Genomic DNA, 19671 nt, shown 5'->3' with positions numbered 1-19671 from the left:
GAGAGGGGCAAGGCGTTCCCGCCCCGGAGTCGTTTGCATGCCCTTGCCCCCGCGTCCCGTCGTCCTGCTGCTCGGCTGCCTGGCGGCCACGGCCGCCTGTTCCGACCCCGCCCCGAAGCCGGACAAGCCGGCCGCGTCGAAGCCCGCTGCCCCGCCTGCCAAGCTCCAGACGCCCGTGGTCGCCGCCCCGGCCGTGGCCCCCGCCGCGCCCTCGCCCCTGGCCCAGGCCGTGAACGCCGCCGCCTTCGATCCCGCCACCACGACGCCGGAGGCCAAGCAGGCCTATCTGACCCGCGCCCAGGTGCTGCTGGACCGCGCCCACTTCTCGCCCGGCGTGATCGACGGCCGGGAGGGTTCGAACCTGACCCTGGCGATCAGCGCCTTCCAGGAAGCCCGCCGCCTGACCGTCGACGGCAAGCTGAGCCCCGCCGTCTGGGACGCCCTGGTCGCCGACGCCGGCCCGGCCCTGACCGACTACGTGATCACGCCGGAAGACGTCGCCGGGCCGTTCACGCCCGACATCCCCAAGGACGACTACGAGGCGATGGCCAGGCTGCCCGCCCTTGGTTACGGCTCGCCGCTGGAGGCCCTGGCCGAGAGGTTCCACATGGACGAGCCGCTGCTGCAGGCGCTCAATCCCGGCGTCGACTTCTCCCGGGCCGGGACCACGATCATCGTCGCGGCCCTGGGCCCCGACGGCCTGGACGGCAAGGTCACGCGGATCGAGATCGACAACGCCAGGGGCGTGCTCAAGGCCTATGCCGAGGGCGACAAGCTGCTGGCGGTCTATCCGGCCACGGTCGGCAGCACCGAGCGCCCCGCCCCGGTGGGCGAGTGGGCCGTCAACACCGTGGCCCCGCGCCCGACCTACACCTACGATCCCTCGCGCCTGACGTTCGGCAAGCCGACGGGGAAGCTCACCATCAAGCCCGGGCCGAACAATCCGGTGGGCTCGACCTGGATCGACCTGACCAAGGACACCTACGGCATCCACGGCACGCCCGACCCGAAGCTGGTCAACAAGCGGGCCTCGCACGGCTGCGTGCGGCTGACGAATTGGGATGCGGCCGAACTGGGCGCGGCGGTGCAGAAGGGGGCGAAGGTGGTGTTCGAAGGCAAGCCGGTGCGATAGATCGAACCCTCTCCCGGCGGGAGAGGGAGGGGCCCGACCGCGAAGCGGTTGGGAGGGTGAGGGATTAGGGACGGTCGACGGCGTGCCGGCACGCCGGTTGAGGGCGTAACCCCTCATCCTCCCACGCCTACGGCGCGGGCCCCTCCTTCTCCCTCTGGGAGAAGGTGATCAGATCGCCACCCTCAACCCCACCCGCACCACGCGCGGCGCGGCATAACCCGCCACGCCGTCCGCCGTCCGCGAGGTCTGGATATTGGCGTCCAGCAGGTTGTCGCCGGCCAGGTACAGGGTCACCAGCGGCCGCACCCGCCAGTCCAGCCGGGCATCCAGCCGCCAAGCCGGATCGAGGACCCGGCTGTTCAGGTCGTCCTCGAACCGCTTGCCCTCCCAGGTCAGGTCGCCGGCCAGGGTCAGGCGCTCGGTCAGCTCGGCCGCCAGGCCCGCCACGGCGCTCCAGACCGGGGCCTGGGCCGGGCGCTTGCCGGTCAGCTGCGGAGCCGTCGAACCGCCGTCCACCCGGGCGTCGGTGACCGACAGGGCCGAGCTCAGGGTCGCGGCGCCGACCTTGCGCTCGGCGCGACCTTCCAGCCCAACCGCGTCGATGGTCCCGGCGTTCTGGCGCTGGCGCAGCACGCCGCCGGCCGGGATGAAGCCGCCGATCGGGAAGGTCCCCGGTCCCGCGCCCAGGGTGACGTTGACGATCGGGTCGTCGATCCGATTCCAGAACACCGTAGCCTCGACCAGTCCCTTGTCGCCCTTGCGCGACACGCCCGCCTCCAGCCCTTGCAGCCGCTCGGGCTTGAGGGCGGCGTTGGCCTCGGTGACGTCGTTGCCCACCCGGAACGGGCGGTAGAGCTCGTTGAGGCTGGCGGGCCGGAAGCCGGTATAGCCGGCCAGCCGCGCCGTCGTCCCGTGGCCCAGGTCACGGGTCAGGCCCAGGCGGCCGCTGACCACCTCGCCGTCGCGATCGGCCGGGCGCTGGTCCAGCAGCACGGCCCCGGTCAAGGCGCTGCGCTCGACGCGGAAGCCGTCGGTGTTGCGCCAATGGTCCAGCCGCAGCCCCCCGGCCAGCAGCCACGGCCCGGTCGTCCACGAGCCGTCGGCATAGGCGCCGACAACCGAGGTCTTACCGCCCGCCACGCGGTTGCGGGTGTAGGTCCCGCCCGAATAGCTGTAGCGCTCGCGCTCTTCGCCGTCGTTCAGGCGAGCGTCGGCGCCTAGCTCCCATTCCAGTCCGCCGACCTTGCGACGCAGCGCGCCGTTCAGGCCCCAGCCGGTGGCCGGGGTCTTGTCCTGGCTGTTGGCCGGCGTCGTGGCCGAGCGACCGGCGGCCACGGCGACCGAGCTGTTGAACAGGTCGCTGGTCCGCCGCCAAGCCTGCAGCTTCCAGCCCAAGGCCGCGCCGCGCGGGGCCTTGACCAGGGTGGCGCTGAACACGTTGCCCGACGCGTTGGCCCGCGCCCCGGCCAGGCCGGCGCCGCGGTCTTCCTCGAAGAACCCGCCGCGCAGCGACAGCAGACCCAGGCCAGTGGCCATGTCGACGCGGCCGGAGATGCTCTTAGCCTCCAGGTCGGTCCGGGTGTCGGCCGCGCCCCGGGCGTCGCCGCGCACCGGCACATAGCCGTCGGACTTGTCGTAGGACGCCGCGCCGAAGAGCTCGAACCGGCCCAGGGTCGATGTCGCCGCCGCCGAGGCGCGCTGACTGCCCAGTTCGCCCAGGGAGACGTCGGCGGCGATGCCGCTGTCGCGCTCCTTCAGGCCGATGACGCCGGTCAGGGCGCCAGCCCCGTAGGGACCCGCCCCCGCTCCGCGCACGATGTCCACGCCGGTCAGGGATTCGGGGGCCAGTTGCGACCAGATCACCCAGCCGCCGAACGGGTCGTTCAGCGGCACGCCGTCCAGAGTGACCAGGGTTCGCCCCGCGCCGGACGGGGCGATGGCCCGCAGGCTGATCCCCTGGGTGGTGGGATTGGCCGACAGGCTGGAGGTGCGGCGAAACAGCGACACGCCGGGCGTCTGGCCCACCGCCTCGTCCACCCGCTGGGCCTTGGCCAGGTCGCGCTCGCCCAGGTGGACGGTGGAGAAGGCCGCCTCGGCCGCGGCCGGCGGCAGGCGGGCGGCGGTGACGATCACCTGTTCGACATAGGGCGCTTCGGGGGCGGGCGCGGGAACAGGCGGCGTGTCGAAGGGCATGAAGATCCTCGCGGGGGAGCGCTCGCCGACGACCTAGACCGCTTCGCGCGGCGGAAGAACGGCGCAGGTCGCGGCGGGTTCATTTTTCGCCCCGCGCGACCGGACTCACGTCGCGTAGAAGACCTAGCAGCTCCCCGGATTGTCCCGCTTGAGCACGCAAATCATCTTGGCGCCGCGCGCCGGGCCGTAGACGGCGACCAGGCGGCTTTCGAAATAGGCCCACTTGGCGCGGGTGTCCTGGGCGGCGACGTCCATGGCGCGGTGGTAGGCCGGCAGGCCGCGCGCCGTGCCGGTGGTGTCCTTGTTGAGCACCGCATGCCGGATTCGTCCGTCGCAGTAGCTCGACTCCGGGTACCCTTCGTAGCAGCCGCTGATCAGGCCGGCCGGGAACGCCGCGCCGGCCGGGGACAGCCACGGGGCGGGCGCGGCGTGGTTCAGGCCCTGGGGATCGTCGATCGACGGCGCGGCGCGCGGCGTGTCGATCCAGTTGCTGTGCGAATAGAAGTCCTGGGCTGCGTGGAAGGCCATGCCCATGTCCTCGAACACGTTGCACTTGGCCCGGCCCTTGACGCCGTTGAACGTGCAGCCGCCGAAGATGCTGGTGCTGTCCAGCCGCAGGTTCGGCTTCACCAGGCGCGCCGCGTCGGTCACGGCGGCGTCGATGTTGCTGTAGATATAGGTCCGGCACGAGGTCAGGATGGCCTGGGCCATGGCGGCGCTCTGCGGATAGGCGCCGGGCGTGAAGACGTCGCCGCCGTCGCAATGGGCGGCCTTGCTGCTCATCAGGCCGCGCGCCGGATCGTCGGGAGCGCCCACCGCGCCCCACGTGCCGTTCTTGCCGGCCAGCTGCGCCAGCGAGTCCGATCCGAAGCCGAACGAGGCCAGGCCGCCGCGCGTGATGCGCTCGTGCTCGGCGTTCTGGCCGAAGCCGTGGATGGTGCCGAAGGCCTGGGCCTTGGGGGTAAGCGCCTGGGGCGCGAGTAGGATGGATGCGGCCATGGCTGTCACGACCATCGAACGCTTGCGCATGACGCGACCTCCCCATTGATTCAATCAAAGGTTATATATGGTCGCGCAAAAGTACAGCCCAGATCCAGCGGTTGAACCGCGGCGCGGCCGGCCGACCTTGCAGGACACGACCCGTCTAGAGCCACAGCCCCGTCGCGCTCACGCCATCGCCCCAGAACCCCGGCTTCGGCGCGGTCAGCCGCCCCTCCGCTACGCGACAGCCGCCGGGATGATCCTGGGCCAGCCACCACGGCCCGTCGAGGTCGGCGAAGGCGCAGGAGCTGGCCAGGTGCAGGGCGGGGGCGATGGCCAGGGACGAGGCGACCATGCAGCCGACCATCAGCGTGAAGCCGTGGTTGCGGGCCTCCTCCAGCATCAGCAGGGCCTCGGTCAGGCCGCCGGCCTTGTCGAGCTTGAGGTTGACGGCGCGGTAGCGGCCACGCAGCGCGGCCAGGTCCTGCGCCGTGTGCACCGACTCGTCGGCGCAGATCGGATACGGCGGGTCGTAGCCCTCCAGCGCCTGATCCTCGCCGGCCGGCAAGGGCTGCTCGACCAGGGCGATGTTGAGGTCCGACAGCACCGGCTTGAGGCCGTCGAGCGTCGCGAAGTCCCAGCCCTCGTTGGGATCGACGATCAACCGGGCGTCCGGCGCGGCCCGGGCCACGGCCAGCAGCCGGGCGGCGGGATCGTCGGCGGACAGCTTGACCTTGATCAGCGGGGCGGAAGCCACGGCCCGGGCGGCCGCGCCCATGTTTTCGGGGCTGTCCAGGCTGACGGTGACGGCGGTGACCAGGCTATCCGGCACGCGCAGGGCGGTCAGGGCCTCGACGCTGAGCCCCTCGCGCTTGGCCCGCAGGTCCCAGAGGGCGCAGTCCAGGGCGTTGCGCGCCGCGCCGGGGGTCAGCAGGGCCAGGGCCTCATGCGGCCGCGCGCCCTCGCGCAGGGCCTGGGCGGCCGGCTGGAGCTGGACGACGACGCTGTCGACCGTCTCGTCATAGCGGGCGTAGGGCACGCTCTCGCCGCGCCCGATCAGCTCGCCCTCGACGATCTCGACCACCACCACCTCGGCGGCGGTCTTGACCCCGCGCGAAATGCGGAACGGAGCCTTCAGGCGGTGGCTGACATGGGCGATCGAGACGGTGCGCTGCATCCGCCTGGAATCCCACCGTCCGGCCGGTTTGGCTAGTGGCGACGACGGATCGGCGAGTCCGCGCGGCGCTCGCGAAACACCTGCATCGCCAGGGCCGGCCGCACCACGAACAGCGCGGCCCAGACCAGCAGCACGCCGGCGTAGTTCAGCGCGCCGAACACGCCCCCTGGACGGCCAGGACGCGTGAAGCGGACCGAGCGGGACTGGGGCTGGAACAGGCTGGGCATGGCGATGTCGGTCATGGCGTCCTCCTTGGATGACCAGACCTTCGCCCCTCGATACGTCAGGTCCGGACGTATGAACCATGGCTGTTCGCCCCCATATGTCGCCCACGGGCGTTAGATCCCCGGGCAAGAAGACAGGGAGCGCCTGGCGCATGAGCAGGCCGGTCACCATCACCATTCCCCACCAACTGGGGGCCGCCGAAGCGCGTCGCCGCATCGAGGACGGGTTCGGCCAGCTGCTCAGCCAGACGGGCGGCATGGTCAAGGACGTTCAGAAGGCGTGGGCGGGCGACGCCCTGACCTTCTCGGCCCAGGCCATGGGCCAGCCGATCTCCGGCGTGCTGACGGTGTTCGACCAGTCGGTGCGGATGGACATCGTCCTGCCCGGCCTGCTGGGCGTGATCGCCGGCAAGATCACCGGCCAGGTCAAGAAGCAGGGGCAGTTGCTACTGGAGAAGAAGTAGCGACTACGCCGCGCCCTCCAGAGCGGTCCGAAGCCTAGGAACTCGTCTTCACCCGCCGCGCCGGCGCGTTCTTGGCCGGCGGCGGGCGTTTGGGCCGGGCGCGCTTGGCCTTGGGCGCCGCCTGGGCGTTCCTGCGGGATTCGCGCACGGCCGACACCTTGTCGAGACGCTCCTGGGCGACCTTGGCGTGCTCGACGCAGCGCGCGTGCATGACCGCCAGTTCCTTCTCGGTCAGCGTCTCGATGCCCATGAAGTCGTTCTCGGCTTCCGAGGTCAGGATCAGCTCGTCCAGCTTGGTCTGGACCGCCGCGCCGTCACGGTTCTGGGTGTTCTGGATCAGGAACACCATCAGGAAGGTGATGATCGTGGTGCCGGTGTTGATCACCAGCTGCCAGGTCTCGGAAAACTTGAAGACCGGCCCGCTGGCCGCCCAGGCGAGAACCACCAGAACGCAGACGAGAAAGGCCTGCGGACTGCCCGTGGCACGCGCCGTGGCGTTGGCGAACTTGGCGAACAGCTTGTCCATGACGCTCCTGCTTGGACCCGATGGCCCAGCGCCATAACGCCCAGCGGCGCCGCTGGGTTCGGTCGGCGCAAGTTCGGCCCGGGCGCGCCGGGCGTTGCTCAGGATCCTGGCGGTGACGCTGATGGGCGTGCACGGTCTGGACCGGCCTTGGCCCGGTTGCTGGGCGGCGCCCTGGCTCCCACCGACCCGGTACTGGCCTCCGACATCCAGGTCGGCCCGCCGCGGTCTGGGGAGCGCAACCGTGACGGGATTGCGCTGCACCCCAGGATGCGGCAAAGCGTCACAGCGCCGCGTATCGGAGAACCGCAGAGGCCCCGTTCGCGTATTCCTCCCGTCCGGGGATCGGGAACACCCATGCAGGCTAACGTCGCCTATCAGGAACAGCGGCGACAGGATCGTATCCTGTTCGTCCTGGCGATGGCGTTGCTGGCCAGCCAGGCGTTCAGCGACTTCCTGACCCGCAACGCGCTCGACATAGCCACCCTGTGGCCGACGAACGCCCTGCTGGCGGGCGGACTGCTGCTGCTGAACCCTCGCCGCGGCGCGATGTTGACGGCCGTCGCCGTGATCAGCCACCTGGCCATCGACCTGATGGTCGGCGACGGCCTGGGCCGCGCGGTCCTCTACACCCTGGTCGATGCCGGCGAGGCCGTGCTGATCTGGTGGGTGACCCGGCGCTTCTTCGGCGGTCCGCCGCGGGTGCGGACCATGCGGCAGCTGGCCCTGCTGACCACCCTGACCGCGCCGGTCACCCTGGCCATGGCGCTCATCGCCGCCGCCGTTCTGGCCCTGACCCAAGGCCTGCCTTTCGTGATCGTGCTGACCGAGTGGTTCGTGCGCGGGGTGCTGGGCATGGCGATCGTGCTGCCCGCCGTGCTGGTCCTGCTGGACGGCGAGCATCGCCGCGCCTTCCAGCGCCCGGTGCTGGAACAGCTGGGCCTGGCCCTGCTGGTGGCGGCCCTGTCGGCGCTGGTGTTCCACGCCAAGGGCGTGCCTGCGCCGTTCATCCTGTTCCCTGTCGCCCTGCTGGTCGCCTTCCGCCTGGGTCCGCGCGGCGCAGCCTTGGCCTCGCTGATCGTCGCCTGCGTGGCCATCCCGCTGACCGTCAACGGCCTGTGGAACTCGCAGATCCAGACCGGCTGGTCCCAGGCCCACCAGAACCGGCTGGTCCAGGTGTTCGTCGGCGTGCTGTTCGTCACCAGCCTGGCCGCCGGCCTGGCCCTGGCCCAGCAGGAGCGCCTGCGCCGCCTGCTGGTGCGCCGCGAGCAGCTGACCCGCGCCGCCCGCGCCCGCGCCCTGGCCGCCAACGAGGCCAAGACCGAGTTCCTGGCCACCATGAGCCACGAGATCCGCACGCCGCTGAACAGCATGCTGGGCTTCTCGCAGTTGCTGGTCGAACGCCAGGACCTGCCGGCCGACGTGCGCCGCCAGTTGGGCCTGATCGATAGCGCCGGCACGGCCCTGCTGACCGTGGTCAACGACATCCTCGACTTCTCGCGGGTCGAGGCGGGCCAGGTCGAGCTGCTGTTCCAGCCAACCTCGGCCGCGGCGGTGCTGCACGACGCGGTCGGCATCGTCAGGCCCGAGGCCGAGAACAAGGGACTGACCGTCGAGGTCGAGGTCGTCGACCCGGTGGGCGGCCTGCACGACCTGGACGGCCTGCGCCTGCGCCAGGTGCTGCTGAACCTGCTGAACAACGCGGTGAAGTTCACCGAGGCCGGCCGGATCCGTGCCTGCCTGACCGTCGAGCCCGGCGAGCTCGAGGACAGGCTGAAGTTCGAAATCATCGACACCGGTGTCGGCATTCCCGTCGAGCGGCAGGGCCGGCTGTTCCAGCGCTTCAGCCAGGTCGACAGCTCGGCCAGCCGACCCTATGGCGGCGCCGGCCTGGGCTTGGCGATCAGCAAGGCGCTGGTCGAGCTGATGGGCGGCAGGATCGGTTTCGACAGCGCCCCAGGCCACGGCTCGGCCTTCTGGCTGGAATTGCAGGCGCCCCAGGTCGAGGCCTACGACGCCGGCGAGCCCCGGCCAGCGGCCGCCCCCGGCGCGGCCCGCATCCTGCTGGTCGACGACCACCCGATGAACCGCGAAATCGGCGCGGCCCTGCTGGCCCTGGTCGGCTGCCAGGTCGAGACGGCCGACAACGGCGAGCAGGCGGTGGCCAAGGCGGCGCGCGGCGGCTTCGACATCATCCTGATGGACATCCACATGCCGCAGATGGACGGCCTGGCCGCCACCCGGGCCATCAAGGCGCTCAACGGCGGGATCGGCGACGTGCCGATCATCGCCATGAGCGCCGACGCCCTGCCCCAGCAGGTCGAGCGCTGCTACGCCGCCGGCATGGTCGACCACCTGGCCAAGCCGGTGCAGCGCGAGGTACTGTACGCCAAGGTCAGCCGGTGGCTGGCGCGAAGGTAAAAGGTCCTCCCCCTGTGGGGGAGGTGTCGGCGAAGCCGACGGAGGGGGGAGTGTTCGGCAGGACCCCACCCGGATCGACGACCTAAAACTCCCCCCACCGGCCTTCGGCCGCCTCCCCCAAAGGGGGAGGAACTTGGGCTTCCCACGCCCTGCCTCCCCCACTAACCTCCGCCCCGCACCTCGGGGAGACGACGATGAAGATCCTGCGCCTGGCCGTGCTGGCCGTCTGCGCCGTCCTGGCCGCCTGCGCGCCGGCCAAGAAGGAGGCGGCCGAGGCCCCCGGCCGCACCGCGCTGAAGCTGGCCACCGACTGGAAGGGCGAGGCCGAGCTGGGCGGCTACTACCAGGCGCTGGCGACGGGCGAATACAGCAGGCGCGGCCTGGACGTGACCCTGATCCAGGGCGGCCCGGGCGTGAACGTGCCCCAGTTGCTGGCCACCGGCGCGGTCGACGTCGGCGTCGGCTCCAACAGCTTCATTGTCCTGAACCTGGCCAAGGAGAAGGTCCCGGTCAAAGCGGTCGCCGCGTTCATGGACAAGGACCCCCAGGTGCTGATCGCCCATGAGGGCCAGGGCATCAATTCCATCGCCGACATGAAGGGCCATCCGATCCTGCTGTCGGACGCCTCGATCACCGCCTTCTGGGTCTGGCTGAAGGCCAAGCACGGCTTCACCGACGACCAGGTGCGCAAGTACAACTATTCGGCCGCGCCCTTCCTGGCCGACAAGTCGGTGGTCCAGCAGGGCTACGCCACCTCCGAGCCCTACCTGATCGAGAAGGAGGGCAAGGTCACCCCGAAGGTCTTCCTGCTGGCCGATGACGGCTATCCGGCTTACGCCTCGTTCGCCCTGGTCCCGACCGCCCTGATCGACAAGAACCCCGCGGCCGTGAAGGCCTTCGTCGAGGCCACCGCGGCCGGCTGGACCAGCTATCTCTACGGCGATCCCAAGCCGGGCGACGCCCTGATCCTCAAGGACAATCCGGAAATGAGCCAGGACGTCCTGGACCAGGCCCGCGAGAAGATGCGCTCGTACGGCATCGTGCCACGCCAGGGCGTGGGCCGGATGGACGACGCGCGCTGGGCCGAGTTCTTCAAGGTGGCGTCCGAGCAGGGGGTCTATCCGAAGGACATGGACTACAAGAGCGCCTACACGCTGCAGTTCCTGCCTCAAGGCCAGTAGCCGCCATGGACCCCGCCGCCCCTCATCACGCTGGCGATCCCCTGCTGATGCTCGGCTTGGCCCTGTTCATGGGCGGGTGGCTGACCTTTTCGCTCTGGACCGGCGAGGTTCGCCTGCGCAACCTCGGCGTGGTCGAACGCGCCAGGAGTCCCGCCATCTTCTGGGGCGTGTGCCTCTTCAAGCTGGGTTTCGCCCTGCTCGGGGCGACGCTCTTCATCCTGGAACTGCGCCGCAAGTGACGGGCGTGCTGGCCAGCCTTTCGGCCGTCGAGGTCGACTATCCCGGCCGCGGCCGTGCGCTGGGTCCCGTCGACCTGGCGCTGAGCCCCGGCGAGATCGTCGCCCTGGTCGGGCCGTCGGGCTGCGGCAAGTCCACGGCCCTGCGGCTGCTGGCTGGGCTGGAGGCCCCCACCCGCGGGACCGTGACCCGCGCGGCCGGCAAGGGCCAGACCTCGGTGGTGTTCCAGGCCCCGACCCTGGCCCCCTGGATGAGCGCGGCGGCCAATGTCGCCCTGCCGCTGGAACTGGCCGGGACGCCCAGGACCGACGCCCGCGCCCAGGCGGTCGACGCCCTGGCCAAGGTCGGGCTGAAGGGGGCGGAGAACGCCCGGCCCGCCCAGCTGTCGGGCGGCATGGCCATGCGCGCGTCCCTGGCCCGCGCCCTCGTCACCCGCCCGCGCCTGCTGCTGCTGGACGAACCGTTCGCGGCCCTGGACGAGATCACCCGCCGCGCCCTGGCCGACGACGTCCTGGTGCTGGCCGCCGAGTTGGCGCCGGCCGTGGTCTTCGTCACCCACAATGTCGAGGAGGCCGTCTACATGGCCCGCCGGGTGGTGGTGATGAGCGCCGGACCGGGCCGCATCATCGGCGAAGTGGCGGTCGAGGGCCCCGTCGCGCGCCCGCCGGGCTTTCGCACCACCGCCGCGTTCCGCGAGACGGCGGAGCAGGTGTCGCGGCTGCTGGCGGAGAGGGTCGCGGCATGAGCGCCTGGCTCGAAGAGGCCCTCCCCCCGTGGGCAGGGGTATCGCATATGGATTCGTCCTATCGAGAGCCCGCGTTGGATCGAGGCAAGCTCTACCAAAAGGCGAACAAAACGAATCCAAACAGACTCACGAGCCTGCCTTTTTGGTCTCGATTGGACGCACGGCTCAGGCCGTCCACCTTTCGTTCTTCATATGCGATAGCCCTGCCCCCGTGGGGGAGGCGATCGCGCAGCGATCGGTGGGGGGATACGCCTGACGCGAGATCACTCCCCCCTCCGGCCCGTTCGGGCCGCCTCCCCCACAGGGGGAGGGTCTGTCGCGGATGACCCGCCTCCTCGCCCCCTTGATCCTGATCGTCCTGCTGCTGGCCCTCTGGGAAGCCGCCTGCCGTTTGCTGGCCCTCCCCGTCTATCTGCTGCCCGCCCCCTCGGCGATCGGGACGGCCCTGGCCGAGGGCTGGCCGCTGCTGCTGGCCAGCGCCTGGAACACCCTGTCGACCGCCCTGGTCGGCCTGGCCCTGGCCAGCGTCCTGGCCTGCGGCCTGGCGTTGGCGGTCAGCCTGAACCCCACGGTCGAGGACGCCGTGCGCCCGGTCGCCGTGACCTTGCAGGTCACGCCGTTGGTGGCCATCGGACCGCTGATGACCATCTGGGCCGGCATCGAGCATCCGCAGCGCGCCGTGGTCGCCCTGGCCGCGGTGGCGGCGTTCTTCCCGATCTTCTCGGGCGTCCTGACCGGCCTCAAGGCGGTCGATCCGGACCTGGCGCGGCTGTTCGATCTCTATGGCGCCCGTCGCACCCAGCGGCTGTGGCGGCTGCGCCTCCCCTCGGCCGTGCCGGCCCTGCTCGAGGGCCACAAGGTGGCGGCCGGCCTGGCCGTGGTCGGGGCGGTGGTGGCCGAATTCGTGGCCGGATCCGGCGGAAACCAGGGCCTGGCCTGGCGGATCCTGGAGGCTTCGAACCGCCTGCAGACCGCGCGGGTGTTCGCCGCCTTGGCGGTGCTGGCTGTGCTGGGCGTGGCCCTGCACGGCGTGCTGAGCCTGGCCGAACGCCGCCTGCTGGCCTGGTGGCGCGGCCGCTGAGCCGCGGACCCATGTCGAAAACTCGACATAAAACCCACAATCTTCCGGCGAGAGCCGACGGCGTTAGGTCAAGATTAAGTCCCGACGTCTATCAATCGTACCGATCCCGCGCACTGTCGGACCGGTTCATGCGTCTCGCCCTGCTCCTGCCCGTGCTGTTCTGCGTCGCCGCGCCCGCCCATGCCGAGGGGGCGCGCGAGAGCCGCTACGGTCCGACCACGCCTCGCCAGGCCCCCGCCATCGCGGCGGCCACCCCCGTCGTGCGTTACGACGGTCCTATGCTGAGCTGGGCCAACAAGCGCCAGCCTTCGGCCGATGTCGCCGCTTCCATTCCCGTCGCGTCCGCGCCCGCCCAACCCGCGCCAGTCGCGGCCTGGGCCGGTTACAATGCGCCGCCCGCGCCGCCCAGGCCTGTCGCGCCCGTCGCCTACACGCCGGTGCCGGCGCCGCCGCCTGCGCCCGCCGCCCGCGCCAAGCCCCTGCCGACCAGCCTCTACGCCCCGCCGCGCCCGGCGCCGGTCGCCGCCGCGACCCCCGGCCCCGCCAGGGACTGGTCGGGCTATCGCAGCGTCCGCATGGCGACCGCCGCTTCCGCTCCGGCTCCAACCCCAACAGCCGCGCCGGCTCGCGTTCAGGCGGCCACGCCCGCACCGGCTCCGGCGGCGGCGCCTCCGCCGCCCCGCCAGATGGCCGCCGCCAGCCCCGGCGTGACCGGCGCCCGCTTCTATTCGGTGGCCCGCGAGTCCGGCCTGACCCCCGACCCGATCCCGCCCGCCGGTCCCGACCGTCAGGTGCTGATCACCACCGACGCAGCGTCCGCGCCAGCCGAGGACGCCGCGCCGGCGCACGGCTCGGCCGACTGGCTGGCGGCCGGCGCGCGCGGCGACGACGATGACGACAGCGCGACCCGTCGCGCCAAGACCCGGAACGAAGGCCTTTGATCCAGTCGCGTCTCCACGACCTCATCGCCCTGGCCGATGAGCCGTCCAGCTCGCGCCGTCGCGAGCTGCTGCGCGGCGTCACCGACCTGTTCTTCACCGTCGAGGGCCACGGCGACGTCGAGCTGGGCCTGTTCGACGACGTGATGGGCCAGCTGGCCGGCGAGATGGAAGAGGCCGTGCGCATCGAGCTGGCCGAGCGCCTGGGCGCGAGCGCCGCCCCGCCGCCATCCCTGACCCGGACCCTGGCCAGCGACAGCATCGCCGTCGCCCGCCCGATCCTGCAAGGCGCGCCCCAGCTCAGCGAGGCTGACCTGCTGCACGTGGCCCGCACCCAGGGCCAGGACCACCTGCGGGCCATCTCGCAGCGTCCGGTCGTGCCCAGCCTGGTGTCCGACGCCATCGTCCAGCGTGGCGACGACACCACCCTGGGCGTGCTGCTGCGCAACGAGGGCGCGGTGCTGTCGCGCCAAGCCCACGAGGCGGCGGTCGACCGCGCGGCGGCCAATCCTGAGCTGCATGAGGCGGTGATCGACCGCCAGGCCCTGCCGATGGACCTGCTCAACGAGATGTACTTCGTGGCCGAGGCGCGCCTGCGCGACCGGATCATGGAGCGCAACGCCAATGTCGATCCGGCCATCCTGGACGCGGCGCTCAAGGCCGGCCGCAACCGCGTCGCCGCCAGCGACGGCGCCCTGCCAGCCGACTACGACGCGGCGGTCAAGGAGATCGTCGCCCTGAAGGCTCGCGGCGCCATCACGCCCCAGGCCCTGGTCGGCATGCTGCGCGCCAACCGCACCACGATCTTCCTGGTCGCCCTGGCCGAGCTGGCCGACATCGACTTCCACACCGCCCGCAAGATCATCGAGCGCCGCGAGCTGGACGCCCTGTCGGTGGTCTGCAAGGCGGCCGACTTCGACCGCGCCCTGTTCCTGACCTTCGCCCTGCTGATCCTCGACCCCAGCGACAACGCCATGGGCAAGGCCAAGGCCTATGGCGAGCTCTACGCCGCCCTGCCCCGCGACGCGGCCCTGCGCACCATCCGCTTCTGGCGCATGCGCCGCACGACGGGCGACGTGGCGGCGGCTTAAGGCGCCGCCGAGGCCCGCGCGGAACTGTCGCCGCCCGGCGCCCGTTCCCTTTCCGTCGAGGGGCCTTCCGTTTCCGGAGCGCCCTAGTGGACCTGCCCAAGAACAAGACCGCTCTGGCCGCCAGCGTCGCCGTGGCCGCGACCGTGACGACGGTCGCCCTGGGGATGGCCGTCTGGCCCGCCCTGACACGTCCGGATCCGCCGGCCGAGGCGGCCGGCGACGACGGCCTGCGCATCCGCGTGGTCGAGCCGCCCAAGACGTCGGTCGCTCGCGCCGGTCCACTGGACGTGGGCCTGCCGGAGGCGGCCCAGGCCATGGCCAAGGGTCGCGAGGCGCTGTTCGCCGGGACACCTGCGCCCGCTCCGCCTCTCGTGCGCCCGGCGCCGGCCCAGGTCGCGCAGCCGGACGAAGAGGAAGATCTCGCGCCGTCGACCGAGCCAACCGAGGACCGGTGGGACCGCGACCGCGCCGAAAGCGGCGACGAACTCGCCCAGCAGCGGTGGGAGGAGGAACGGCAGGCCCGGCGCGAACGCGAGCGCCGCGCGGCCTGGGACCAGGATCAGCGCGACCGTCGGCGCTGGGACGACGCCCGCGAACGCGACCGCTATGACGAGCAGCGTTATGACGACCGCTACGATCCCCCGCCCGCGCCGATTGACGATCGTCCGCCGCCAAACTGGTGACGCCCGGCTTGCGGCGAGCGCCTAGCCGCGCCGACGGTGCATCAGGGTCAGCAGCCAGCCGACGCCGAGGCCGCCAGCGACCGTCAGCGGCAGGGTCGGCCAACTCGGGATCGGTTCGTGCATCCACAGGTCCCGGCCAGTCAGCAGGACCCAGACGAGCAGGCCCCAGACCGCGCCATGCACCGCCCAGGGATACTGGTCCACCCAGCCCCTCAGGCCGGGTCGTGGTTCGGGTTCGCGTGTCGGTTCGATCGGGCCGCCGCAGGCGCCGCAGGTCCAGCCGCCCCATGGGCCGAGCGGCGCTGCGTTCGTGTCGACCGGTGTCTCGCAGGTCTCGCAGCGCGGCGGCTCGATCCGGCGACGGATCGCCGACGGCAGGCCGCGCAGCCCCATGATGACGATGAACAGATAGAGGACGAGGTAGAGCGCCCGCGAGACGTCCACGTCCTTGAAACTCTCGCCCATGTCGCCCCCGAAACACCGCGCCGCCAAGCTAGGCCGCGTCGCGCTTCGGGTCGAGCCTTGGCTAGAGCAAGCCGCGCGATGTAGGAATCGCACGGCTTGCTCTAGATTTTTTTTCGCATCGCTTTTGCGGAAAAACCGGCATCCACTTTTCCGCGCGATGCTCTAGCGGATGCGGATGCGGACCGGGACGTCGATGAACGAGCCGGCGCGGCTCTTACCGTCGGGGCCCATCAGGTCGACCTGGAACTGGGACGCCATGGTCAGGGCCGCCTTGCCCACGCCCATCTCGGCCGGAAACTCGCTCTGCACCGAGCAATCCGTCAGGCCGCCGTCGCGCTTGACCATGCAGCTGAGAAGCGCCTCGGCGATCTGCGGCTGGACGTTATTAACTTGGGTGACGGCCGGTTGGGCGATCGGGGTCGGAACGATCGAGACAGCGGCGGCGGCGAGCAACGAAGCGATCACTGGGTCTTCCCTACTGGTCTTAGGGTCCGGCCCGTTCGGGACCGTCCGGTTTCATTCTGGGTCAGGCGGCGTGCGCCTGCTTGACCCTTTGCAACCCCTGGGCCGCCAGATCGGTCAGCGACCGCAGGCCCAGTTCGGCGAAGATGTCGAAGGCGCTGGCCAGGGCCGTGGCGGCCCGATCCAGGCGGCCGTCGTCGCGGCCGGTGATGTCGACCCGCGCCTCGTAGAGCCGGGCCAGGTTCATCTGGATCACCGCCCAGGCGGCCGGGTCGCGGGCGCCCGGGGTCGCGGCCAGTTCGGCCTTGAAGGCCATCTCGGCGGCGTCCAGCACGGCCAGGTCAGCGGTCAGCTCGGCGCAGCGGGCCAGGCTGAGGGCGCGGTTGTTGGCGACCACGGCGCGAAGGGCCAGGGCCGGCTGGGTCTTAAGGATGTGCGAGGCGCGGTCGTAGCAGGTGACCGCCCGCTCGAAGCAGCGCTCCGAGGTCGTGGCCTCGCCCATGGCCTGCAGGCCGGCGCCGAGAGCGGCCTGGGCCCGGGCCCAGTCCATCGGGCTGTGGTCGGCGGTGACCGGTTCCAGCGCCTGGGCCAGGGCCTCGACCCCGTCGGCGATGAAGTTGATCTCGCCGTCCAGTTCGCCCAGCTGCACCAGGGCGGTCCCGCGCAGCGACTCCAGCCGCGACCAGGCCAGGGGTTCGAAGTCGGGATCCAGGCCCGACTCGGCCTCCTTGGCCTCGGCCAGGGCCACCTCGGTCAGAGCGCGGTCCTTCAGCCGGGCCGCGCAGGACAGCAGCAGTTCCACGCGAGCGGCGCGCTGGTCAGCCAGCAGCAGGCGCGAGGCCCCGCCCTTGACGCGGCGCGCGGCCGACAGTCCCCGCAGCGGGGCCTCGAAGGCCTCGGCGGCGGCCAGGGCGCGGTCCAGGTCGTTTGCGCCCAGGGCCACGCGCCCTTCCAGTCCGGCCAGCAGGGCCTCGACCATGGCGCAGCGGTGGCCCGGCGCGGTCTTGGCCAGGGTCAGGGTGGCGCCGGCGGCGGCGTGCAGGCCCTCGTCGCCGAACAGGTCGGCGCCCAGCACCGCCAGGGTCGCCTGTTCGCAGCGGGCGGCGGCCAGGCATTCCAGCTTGTGTTCGGCTTCGAAGAGCTTGGCGGCGGCCTCGGCCTGGGCCGCGCCCTTGCGCAGAGCGGCGGCGTCGCCCGAGCGGCGGGCCAGCTCGCGCCAGACGACGGCGGCTTCCAGCAGGCGGTGACCGCGGTCCTTGGCCCCGATCCGGCCGGCGGCGACATCGGCCGAGCGGGCCTCGTTGACCAGCAGGCGCAGGTCCAGCAGTTCCAGCAGCGAGGTGTCGCCGCCGGTCAATCCGTCGCGATGCGCCGCGGCCCGCGCGGGAGCCCCGGCGTCGACTCCAAAGAGCCTCTTCAGGTCACGACCGAAATCGAACATCGCTGCGTACTCCGGACACGGAACGTCCCGGGCCGGGACGTCCGGCAAGGGTTCAACGCCCTCGTAGCAAAGCCGGAGCCAACGCGTTTAACAAGTGGTTAACGAAGCTTAAGGTGGCGTTAACCATAAATATTTGCAGCGCGTTTACACTTCGTTCCTCAATAGCGCCAAAACCCCTGTTTTTGGGCCGGATTGGCACACTTCTTGCTTAATGGATCCTTATTGGACCATGCGGGCGGCCGCAGAGGTTAGAACATTGTTCACTGAAATGAAAATGACGTTAACCATAGATTTTAAGATCGGGTTTACCTTCTGTTCTGGCGGCGCTTCCCAGCGCACGCCCGACAGCCGGCTCGCGAGGCTTTAGAGGCCGTAGCCGCGCGCCATGGCGGCGGCGAAGATCGGGATCAGGGCGAAGACGGCCAGCTCCAGACCCATCATCCGGCGGATCCTCGCCACCTCGCCGGTGGAGGGCGCGAAGGCCAGGTCGGCCGTGGCCTGCTTGCGCCATTTCAGGATCGTCACGGTCGGCCAGGCCGAGAGCAGACCCACCACCACGAAGGCGGTGATCTTGGCCCAGAACACCGGGTTCTCCAGATAGAAGGCCGAGCCCTTGGCGCCGAAGAACACCCGGCCGGCGCCGACCACCACGATCAAGGTCGCCGTCGTCCCATAGCCTACATCGATCACGGCCAGGGTCTTCAGGCTCGCGCCGCCGACGCCTGGGCGGACCAGGGCCAGCTCGACGGCCAGCAAGCCAGCCATCGACAGGATCAGCAGGTGGTGCAGGACGGCGAGGACGAGATCCAGCATGGCGCGCTCCGACTCGGCGACGGGAAGGGACTTCGGCGCGGAGCATGCCTCGCCAAACGCCGTTCGTCACGACGCCCGCCCTCCCCTCTGGCCAGCCTTCGACCCCGTCTCTAAACAGGGGCCATGACCGCCTCCGTCGTCCTCTGGACCGCCTCGCTCTGCAAACCCGATCCCGGCTATGGCGGCTGGGCCCATGTGCGCCGCAACGCCGACGGGACCCTGGCCGGGGCGGCCGGGGGCGAGCGGCGGGTCGGCGGGGCCAGGATGGCGCTGACCGCGGTGATCGAAGCGCTGGCGGCCCTGCCCGGCCTGCCGGCCGACGCGGCCGTGACCCTGCACTTCGCCGATCCGGTCCTGGCCGCCGAACTGGTGGCCAGCGACGGGGCCTACGCCATGGCCGAGCCCGAAGCCTGGACCGCCGCCCGCAAGCTGTTGGCCGCCCGTCCGCTGCTGACCCTGTCGCCCTTGCCGGACACGGCTCCCGCCGCCGGTTTCCTCAAGGCCTGGGCCGACTTCGGCCTCGACACCGCCAAGACCCGCGGCACGTTCAAGGCCGCGATCCCAAGGCCGAACCTGCTGAAGTTTCCGGGCTAGAGGCGCGCGTCTAGGGACAGGCCGTGGTCTCGCGGATCACGTAGGGCGTGCGCACGCCCCACTGCGACCCATTGCCGTCGCAGTCGCGATAAACCTCGCCGACCAGCTGATTGTAGTCCGGCCCGGAATAGTATTGGGCCTGAACGGCGAAGACGCGCCGCGCCGAGGCCGGCTCGGCCCAGGCGAATAGCGAGGCGGTCACCAGCGCGCCGGCGAGCAGCTTGGTCATCAGGGTCTTCATGAACAGTCCTCCGCGAACCACTCACGCTACACACCCTTAGATTGCTCGCAACCTGCGAAGCCTCCCGTCGCGGCTCACATCGCCGTGAAGCTCACCGCCCGGCCACGATCAGGTCGGCGGTGGCCGGGTTGCAGGCGAAGGGCACGTCGGCCAGCGTCGCCATGCGGATCAGCGCCTTGACGTCGACGTCGTGCGGTTGGGGCGACAGCGGGTCGACGAAGAACACCAGCATGTCCAGCAGCCCCTCGGCCAGCAGCGCGCCCAGCTGCTGGTCGCCGCCCAGCGGGCCGCTCTTCAGGCGGGTCAGGTCGAGGTCCGGCAGGGCGTCCAGGATCCGCCCGCCCGTGGTGCCGGTGGCGTAGAGCCTGTGCCGGGACAGGAACGCCTGGTGCGCCACGGCCCAGTCGACCAGGGCCGCTTTCTTGTCGTCGTGGGCGACCAAGCCGATGGCGAGGGACGTGGCGGACATGGGCAAGCTCCGGAATCGACGAGGGGACACTCATTTCGCGGCCGCGCCGGAATGACAAGGGCGCTCGCCGCCAGCGAGGCTGGCCACCGCGAGGCAGGCCTGCTCTCGGCGTGGG

Annotated in this window: 22 protein-coding genes; 11 read left to right on the top strand and 11 right to left on the bottom strand. The window is 71.1% G+C overall.

Going from position 1 to position 19671, the window contains the following annotated elements; all coding sequences use genetic code 11:
- Positions 1-37: 37 nt before the first annotated feature.
- Complete coding sequence (locus tag J2X41_RS20595; protein WP_310085188.1) at positions 38-1132, top strand: L,D-transpeptidase; 1095 nt, start codon at positions 38-40, stop codon at positions 1130-1132.
- 168 nt (positions 1133-1300) lie between these two features.
- On the opposite strand, the gene J2X41_RS20590 is transcribed toward J2X41_RS20595, so the two are convergent.
- The 4 genes from J2X41_RS20590 to didA form a co-directional block, all read right to left on the bottom strand.
- Positions 1301-3325, bottom strand: coding sequence for a TonB-dependent receptor domain-containing protein (locus tag J2X41_RS20590; protein ID WP_310085186.1), 2025 nt, complete (start codon positions 3323-3325; stop codon positions 1301-1303).
- 123 nt (positions 3326-3448) lie between these two features.
- Positions 3449-4354 (bottom strand): hypothetical protein, encoded by a 906-nt coding sequence (locus J2X41_RS20585; protein ID WP_310085183.1) that lies wholly within the window; start codon positions 4352-4354, stop codon positions 3449-3451.
- Between the two features lie 115 nt (positions 4355-4469).
- On the bottom strand, positions 4470-5483 hold the full coding sequence (gene dgcA, locus J2X41_RS20580; RefSeq protein ID WP_310085181.1) for an N-acetyl-D-Glu racemase DgcA: 1014 nt from the start codon (positions 5481-5483) through the stop codon (positions 4470-4472).
- A 32-nt stretch (positions 5484-5515) separates the two neighbouring features.
- The gene (gene didA, locus J2X41_RS20575) at positions 5516-5725 is read right to left on the bottom strand and encodes a DNA damage-induced SOS-independent cell division inhibitor A (RefSeq protein ID WP_310085178.1); all 210 of its coding nucleotides are present in this window, start codon (positions 5723-5725) and stop codon (positions 5516-5518) included.
- Positions 5726-5859: 134 nt separating this feature from the next.
- Between didA and J2X41_RS20570 the strand changes: the two genes are divergently transcribed.
- Complete coding sequence (locus J2X41_RS20570; protein ID WP_028041547.1) at positions 5860-6171, top strand: polyhydroxyalkanoic acid system family protein; 312 nt, start codon at positions 5860-5862, stop codon at positions 6169-6171.
- A 34-nt stretch (positions 6172-6205) separates the two neighbouring features.
- On the opposite strand, the gene J2X41_RS20565 is transcribed toward J2X41_RS20570, so the two are convergent.
- Positions 6206-6697 carry a low affinity iron permease family protein gene (locus tag J2X41_RS20565; protein WP_310085175.1) on the bottom strand — a complete coding sequence of 164 codons (492 nt, stop codon included), beginning with the start codon at positions 6695-6697 and terminating at the stop codon, positions 6206-6208.
- 354 nt (positions 6698-7051) lie between these two features.
- Here J2X41_RS20565 and J2X41_RS20560 point away from each other — a divergent pair, with 354 nt between their 5' ends.
- The 8 genes from J2X41_RS20560 (at position 7052) to J2X41_RS20525 (ending at position 15071) form a co-directional block, all read left to right on the top strand.
- Positions 7052-9115 (top strand): ATP-binding protein, encoded by a 2064-nt coding sequence (locus J2X41_RS20560; protein WP_310085172.1) that lies wholly within the window; start codon positions 7052-7054, stop codon positions 9113-9115.
- Positions 9116-9309: 194 nt separating this feature from the next.
- Entirely contained in the window at positions 9310-10296 is a 987-nt protein-coding gene (locus J2X41_RS20555; RefSeq protein ID WP_310085169.1) for an ABC transporter substrate-binding protein, read from the top strand.
- 5 nt (positions 10297-10301) lie between these two features.
- Complete coding sequence (locus J2X41_RS20550; RefSeq protein WP_310085167.1) at positions 10302-10535, top strand: hypothetical protein; 234 nt, start codon at positions 10302-10304, stop codon at positions 10533-10535.
- Positions 10532-11278, top strand: a complete 747-nt coding sequence (locus J2X41_RS20545) for an ABC transporter ATP-binding protein (protein ID WP_310085163.1) — start codon at positions 10532-10534, stop codon at positions 11276-11278. Before J2X41_RS20550 ends, J2X41_RS20545 begins: the two co-directional genes overlap by 4 nt.
- 322 nt (positions 11279-11600) lie before the next feature.
- Positions 11601-12359 carry an ABC transporter permease gene (locus J2X41_RS20540; protein ID WP_310085158.1) on the top strand — a complete coding sequence of 253 codons (759 nt, stop codon included), beginning with the start codon at positions 11601-11603 and terminating at the stop codon, positions 12357-12359.
- A 128-nt stretch (positions 12360-12487) separates the two neighbouring features.
- On the top strand, positions 12488-13300 hold the full coding sequence (locus tag J2X41_RS20535; protein ID WP_310085156.1) for a hypothetical protein: 813 nt from the start codon (positions 12488-12490) through the stop codon (positions 13298-13300).
- Positions 13297-14388, top strand: a complete 1092-nt coding sequence (locus tag J2X41_RS20530) for a DUF2336 domain-containing protein (RefSeq protein WP_310085152.1) — start codon at positions 13297-13299, stop codon at positions 14386-14388. Before J2X41_RS20535 ends, J2X41_RS20530 begins: the two co-directional genes overlap by 4 nt.
- Positions 14389-14474: 86 nt before the next feature.
- The gene (locus J2X41_RS20525; protein ID WP_310085149.1) at positions 14475-15071 is read left to right on the top strand and encodes a hypothetical protein; all 597 of its coding nucleotides are present in this window, start codon (positions 14475-14477) and stop codon (positions 15069-15071) included.
- Positions 15072-15092: 21 nt separating this feature from the next.
- On the opposite strand, the gene J2X41_RS20520 is transcribed toward J2X41_RS20525, so the two are convergent.
- The 4 genes from J2X41_RS20520 to J2X41_RS20505 all read right to left on the bottom strand — a co-directional run bounded on the left by J2X41_RS20520 (position 15093) and on the right by J2X41_RS20505 (position 18252).
- Positions 15093-15536 carry a hypothetical protein gene (locus J2X41_RS20520; RefSeq protein ID WP_310085146.1) on the bottom strand — a complete coding sequence of 148 codons (444 nt, stop codon included), beginning with the start codon at positions 15534-15536 and terminating at the stop codon, positions 15093-15095.
- A 162-nt stretch (positions 15537-15698) separates the two neighbouring features.
- Complete coding sequence (locus J2X41_RS20515; RefSeq protein ID WP_404979965.1) at positions 15699-16001, bottom strand: hypothetical protein; 303 nt, start codon at positions 15999-16001, stop codon at positions 15699-15701.
- A 61-nt stretch (positions 16002-16062) separates the two neighbouring features.
- Positions 16063-17439: a hypothetical protein gene (locus J2X41_RS20510; RefSeq protein ID WP_310085143.1), complete on the bottom strand. Its 1377-nt coding sequence runs from the start codon at positions 17437-17439 to the stop codon at positions 16063-16065.
- Between the two features lie 363 nt (positions 17440-17802).
- A complete protein-coding gene (locus tag J2X41_RS20505) occupies positions 17803-18252 on the bottom strand; it encodes a DUF2214 family protein (protein WP_310085140.1) in 450 nt (149 codons plus the stop codon).
- 123 nt (positions 18253-18375) lie between these two features.
- Here J2X41_RS20505 and J2X41_RS20500 point away from each other — a divergent pair, with 123 nt between their 5' ends.
- Positions 18376-18846: a ribonuclease H gene (locus tag J2X41_RS20500; protein ID WP_310085137.1), complete on the top strand. Its 471-nt coding sequence runs from the start codon at positions 18376-18378 to the stop codon at positions 18844-18846.
- A 10-nt stretch (positions 18847-18856) separates the two neighbouring features.
- Here the strand turns inward: J2X41_RS20500 and J2X41_RS20495 are convergent, their stop codons facing one another.
- Together J2X41_RS20495 and J2X41_RS20490 are read right to left on the bottom strand one after the other, a co-directional pair.
- Positions 18857-19087, bottom strand: coding sequence for a DUF6289 family protein (locus J2X41_RS20495; RefSeq protein ID WP_056762762.1), 231 nt, complete (start codon positions 19085-19087; stop codon positions 18857-18859).
- A gap of 91 nt (positions 19088-19178) precedes the next feature.
- Positions 19179-19556, bottom strand: a complete 378-nt coding sequence (locus J2X41_RS20490) for a methylglyoxal synthase (protein ID WP_310085134.1) — start codon at positions 19554-19556, stop codon at positions 19179-19181.
- Positions 19557-19671 lie beyond the last annotated feature (115 nt).

This window comes from Caulobacter sp. BE254 (genome assembly GCF_031457295.1).
Classification (GTDB): domain Bacteria; phylum Pseudomonadota; class Alphaproteobacteria; order Caulobacterales; family Caulobacteraceae; genus Caulobacter.
The sequence above is the reverse complement of the archived record's forward strand: the minus strand, read 5'-3'. Positions and strand labels throughout refer to the sequence as shown.

Bases quoted from the DNA above. Each gene is read 5' to 3' on its own strand.
- J2X41_RS20535 (WP_310085156.1), top strand. From the start codon at position 12,488: ATGCGTCTCGCCCTGCTCCTGCCCGTGCTGTTCTGCGTCGCCGCGCCC.
- J2X41_RS20505 (WP_310085140.1), bottom strand. From the start codon at position 18,252: ATGCTGGATCTCGTCCTCGCCGTCCTGCACCACCTGCTGATCCTGTCG.
- J2X41_RS20550 (WP_310085167.1), top strand. From the start codon at position 10,302: ATGGACCCCGCCGCCCCTCATCACGCTGGCGATCCCCTGCTGATGCTC.
- J2X41_RS20520 (WP_310085146.1), bottom strand. From the start codon at position 15,536: ATGGGCGAGAGTTTCAAGGACGTGGACGTCTCGCGGGCGCTCTACCTC.
- J2X41_RS20490 (WP_310085134.1), bottom strand. From the start codon at position 19,556: ATGTCCGCCACGTCCCTCGCCATCGGCTTGGTCGCCCACGACGACAAG.
- J2X41_RS20560 (WP_310085172.1), top strand. From the start codon at position 7,052: ATGCAGGCTAACGTCGCCTATCAGGAACAGCGGCGACAGGATCGTATC.
- J2X41_RS20540 (WP_310085158.1), top strand. From the start codon at position 11,601: ATGACCCGCCTCCTCGCCCCCTTGATCCTGATCGTCCTGCTGCTGGCC.
- J2X41_RS20595 (WP_310085188.1), top strand. From the start codon at position 38: ATGCCCTTGCCCCCGCGTCCCGTCGTCCTGCTGCTCGGCTGCCTGGCG.
- J2X41_RS20570 (WP_028041547.1), top strand. From the start codon at position 5,860: ATGAGCAGGCCGGTCACCATCACCATTCCCCACCAACTGGGGGCCGCC.
- J2X41_RS20555 (WP_310085169.1), top strand. From the start codon at position 9,310: ATGAAGATCCTGCGCCTGGCCGTGCTGGCCGTCTGCGCCGTCCTGGCC.
- J2X41_RS20495 (WP_056762762.1), bottom strand. From the start codon at position 19,087: ATGAAGACCCTGATGACCAAGCTGCTCGCCGGCGCGCTGGTGACCGCC.
- J2X41_RS20590 (WP_310085186.1), bottom strand. From the start codon at position 3,325: ATGCCCTTCGACACGCCGCCTGTTCCCGCGCCCGCCCCCGAAGCGCCC.
- didA (WP_310085178.1), bottom strand. From the start codon at position 5,725: ATGACCGACATCGCCATGCCCAGCCTGTTCCAGCCCCAGTCCCGCTCG.
- J2X41_RS20500 (WP_310085137.1), top strand. From the start codon at position 18,376: ATGACCGCCTCCGTCGTCCTCTGGACCGCCTCGCTCTGCAAACCCGAT.
- dgcA (WP_310085181.1), bottom strand. From the start codon at position 5,483: ATGCAGCGCACCGTCTCGATCGCCCATGTCAGCCACCGCCTGAAGGCT.
- J2X41_RS20510 (WP_310085143.1), bottom strand. From the start codon at position 17,439: ATGTTCGATTTCGGTCGTGACCTGAAGAGGCTCTTTGGAGTCGACGCC.
- J2X41_RS20565 (WP_310085175.1), bottom strand. From the start codon at position 6,697: ATGGACAAGCTGTTCGCCAAGTTCGCCAACGCCACGGCGCGTGCCACG.
- J2X41_RS20585 (WP_310085183.1), bottom strand. From the start codon at position 4,354: ATGCGCAAGCGTTCGATGGTCGTGACAGCCATGGCCGCATCCATCCTA.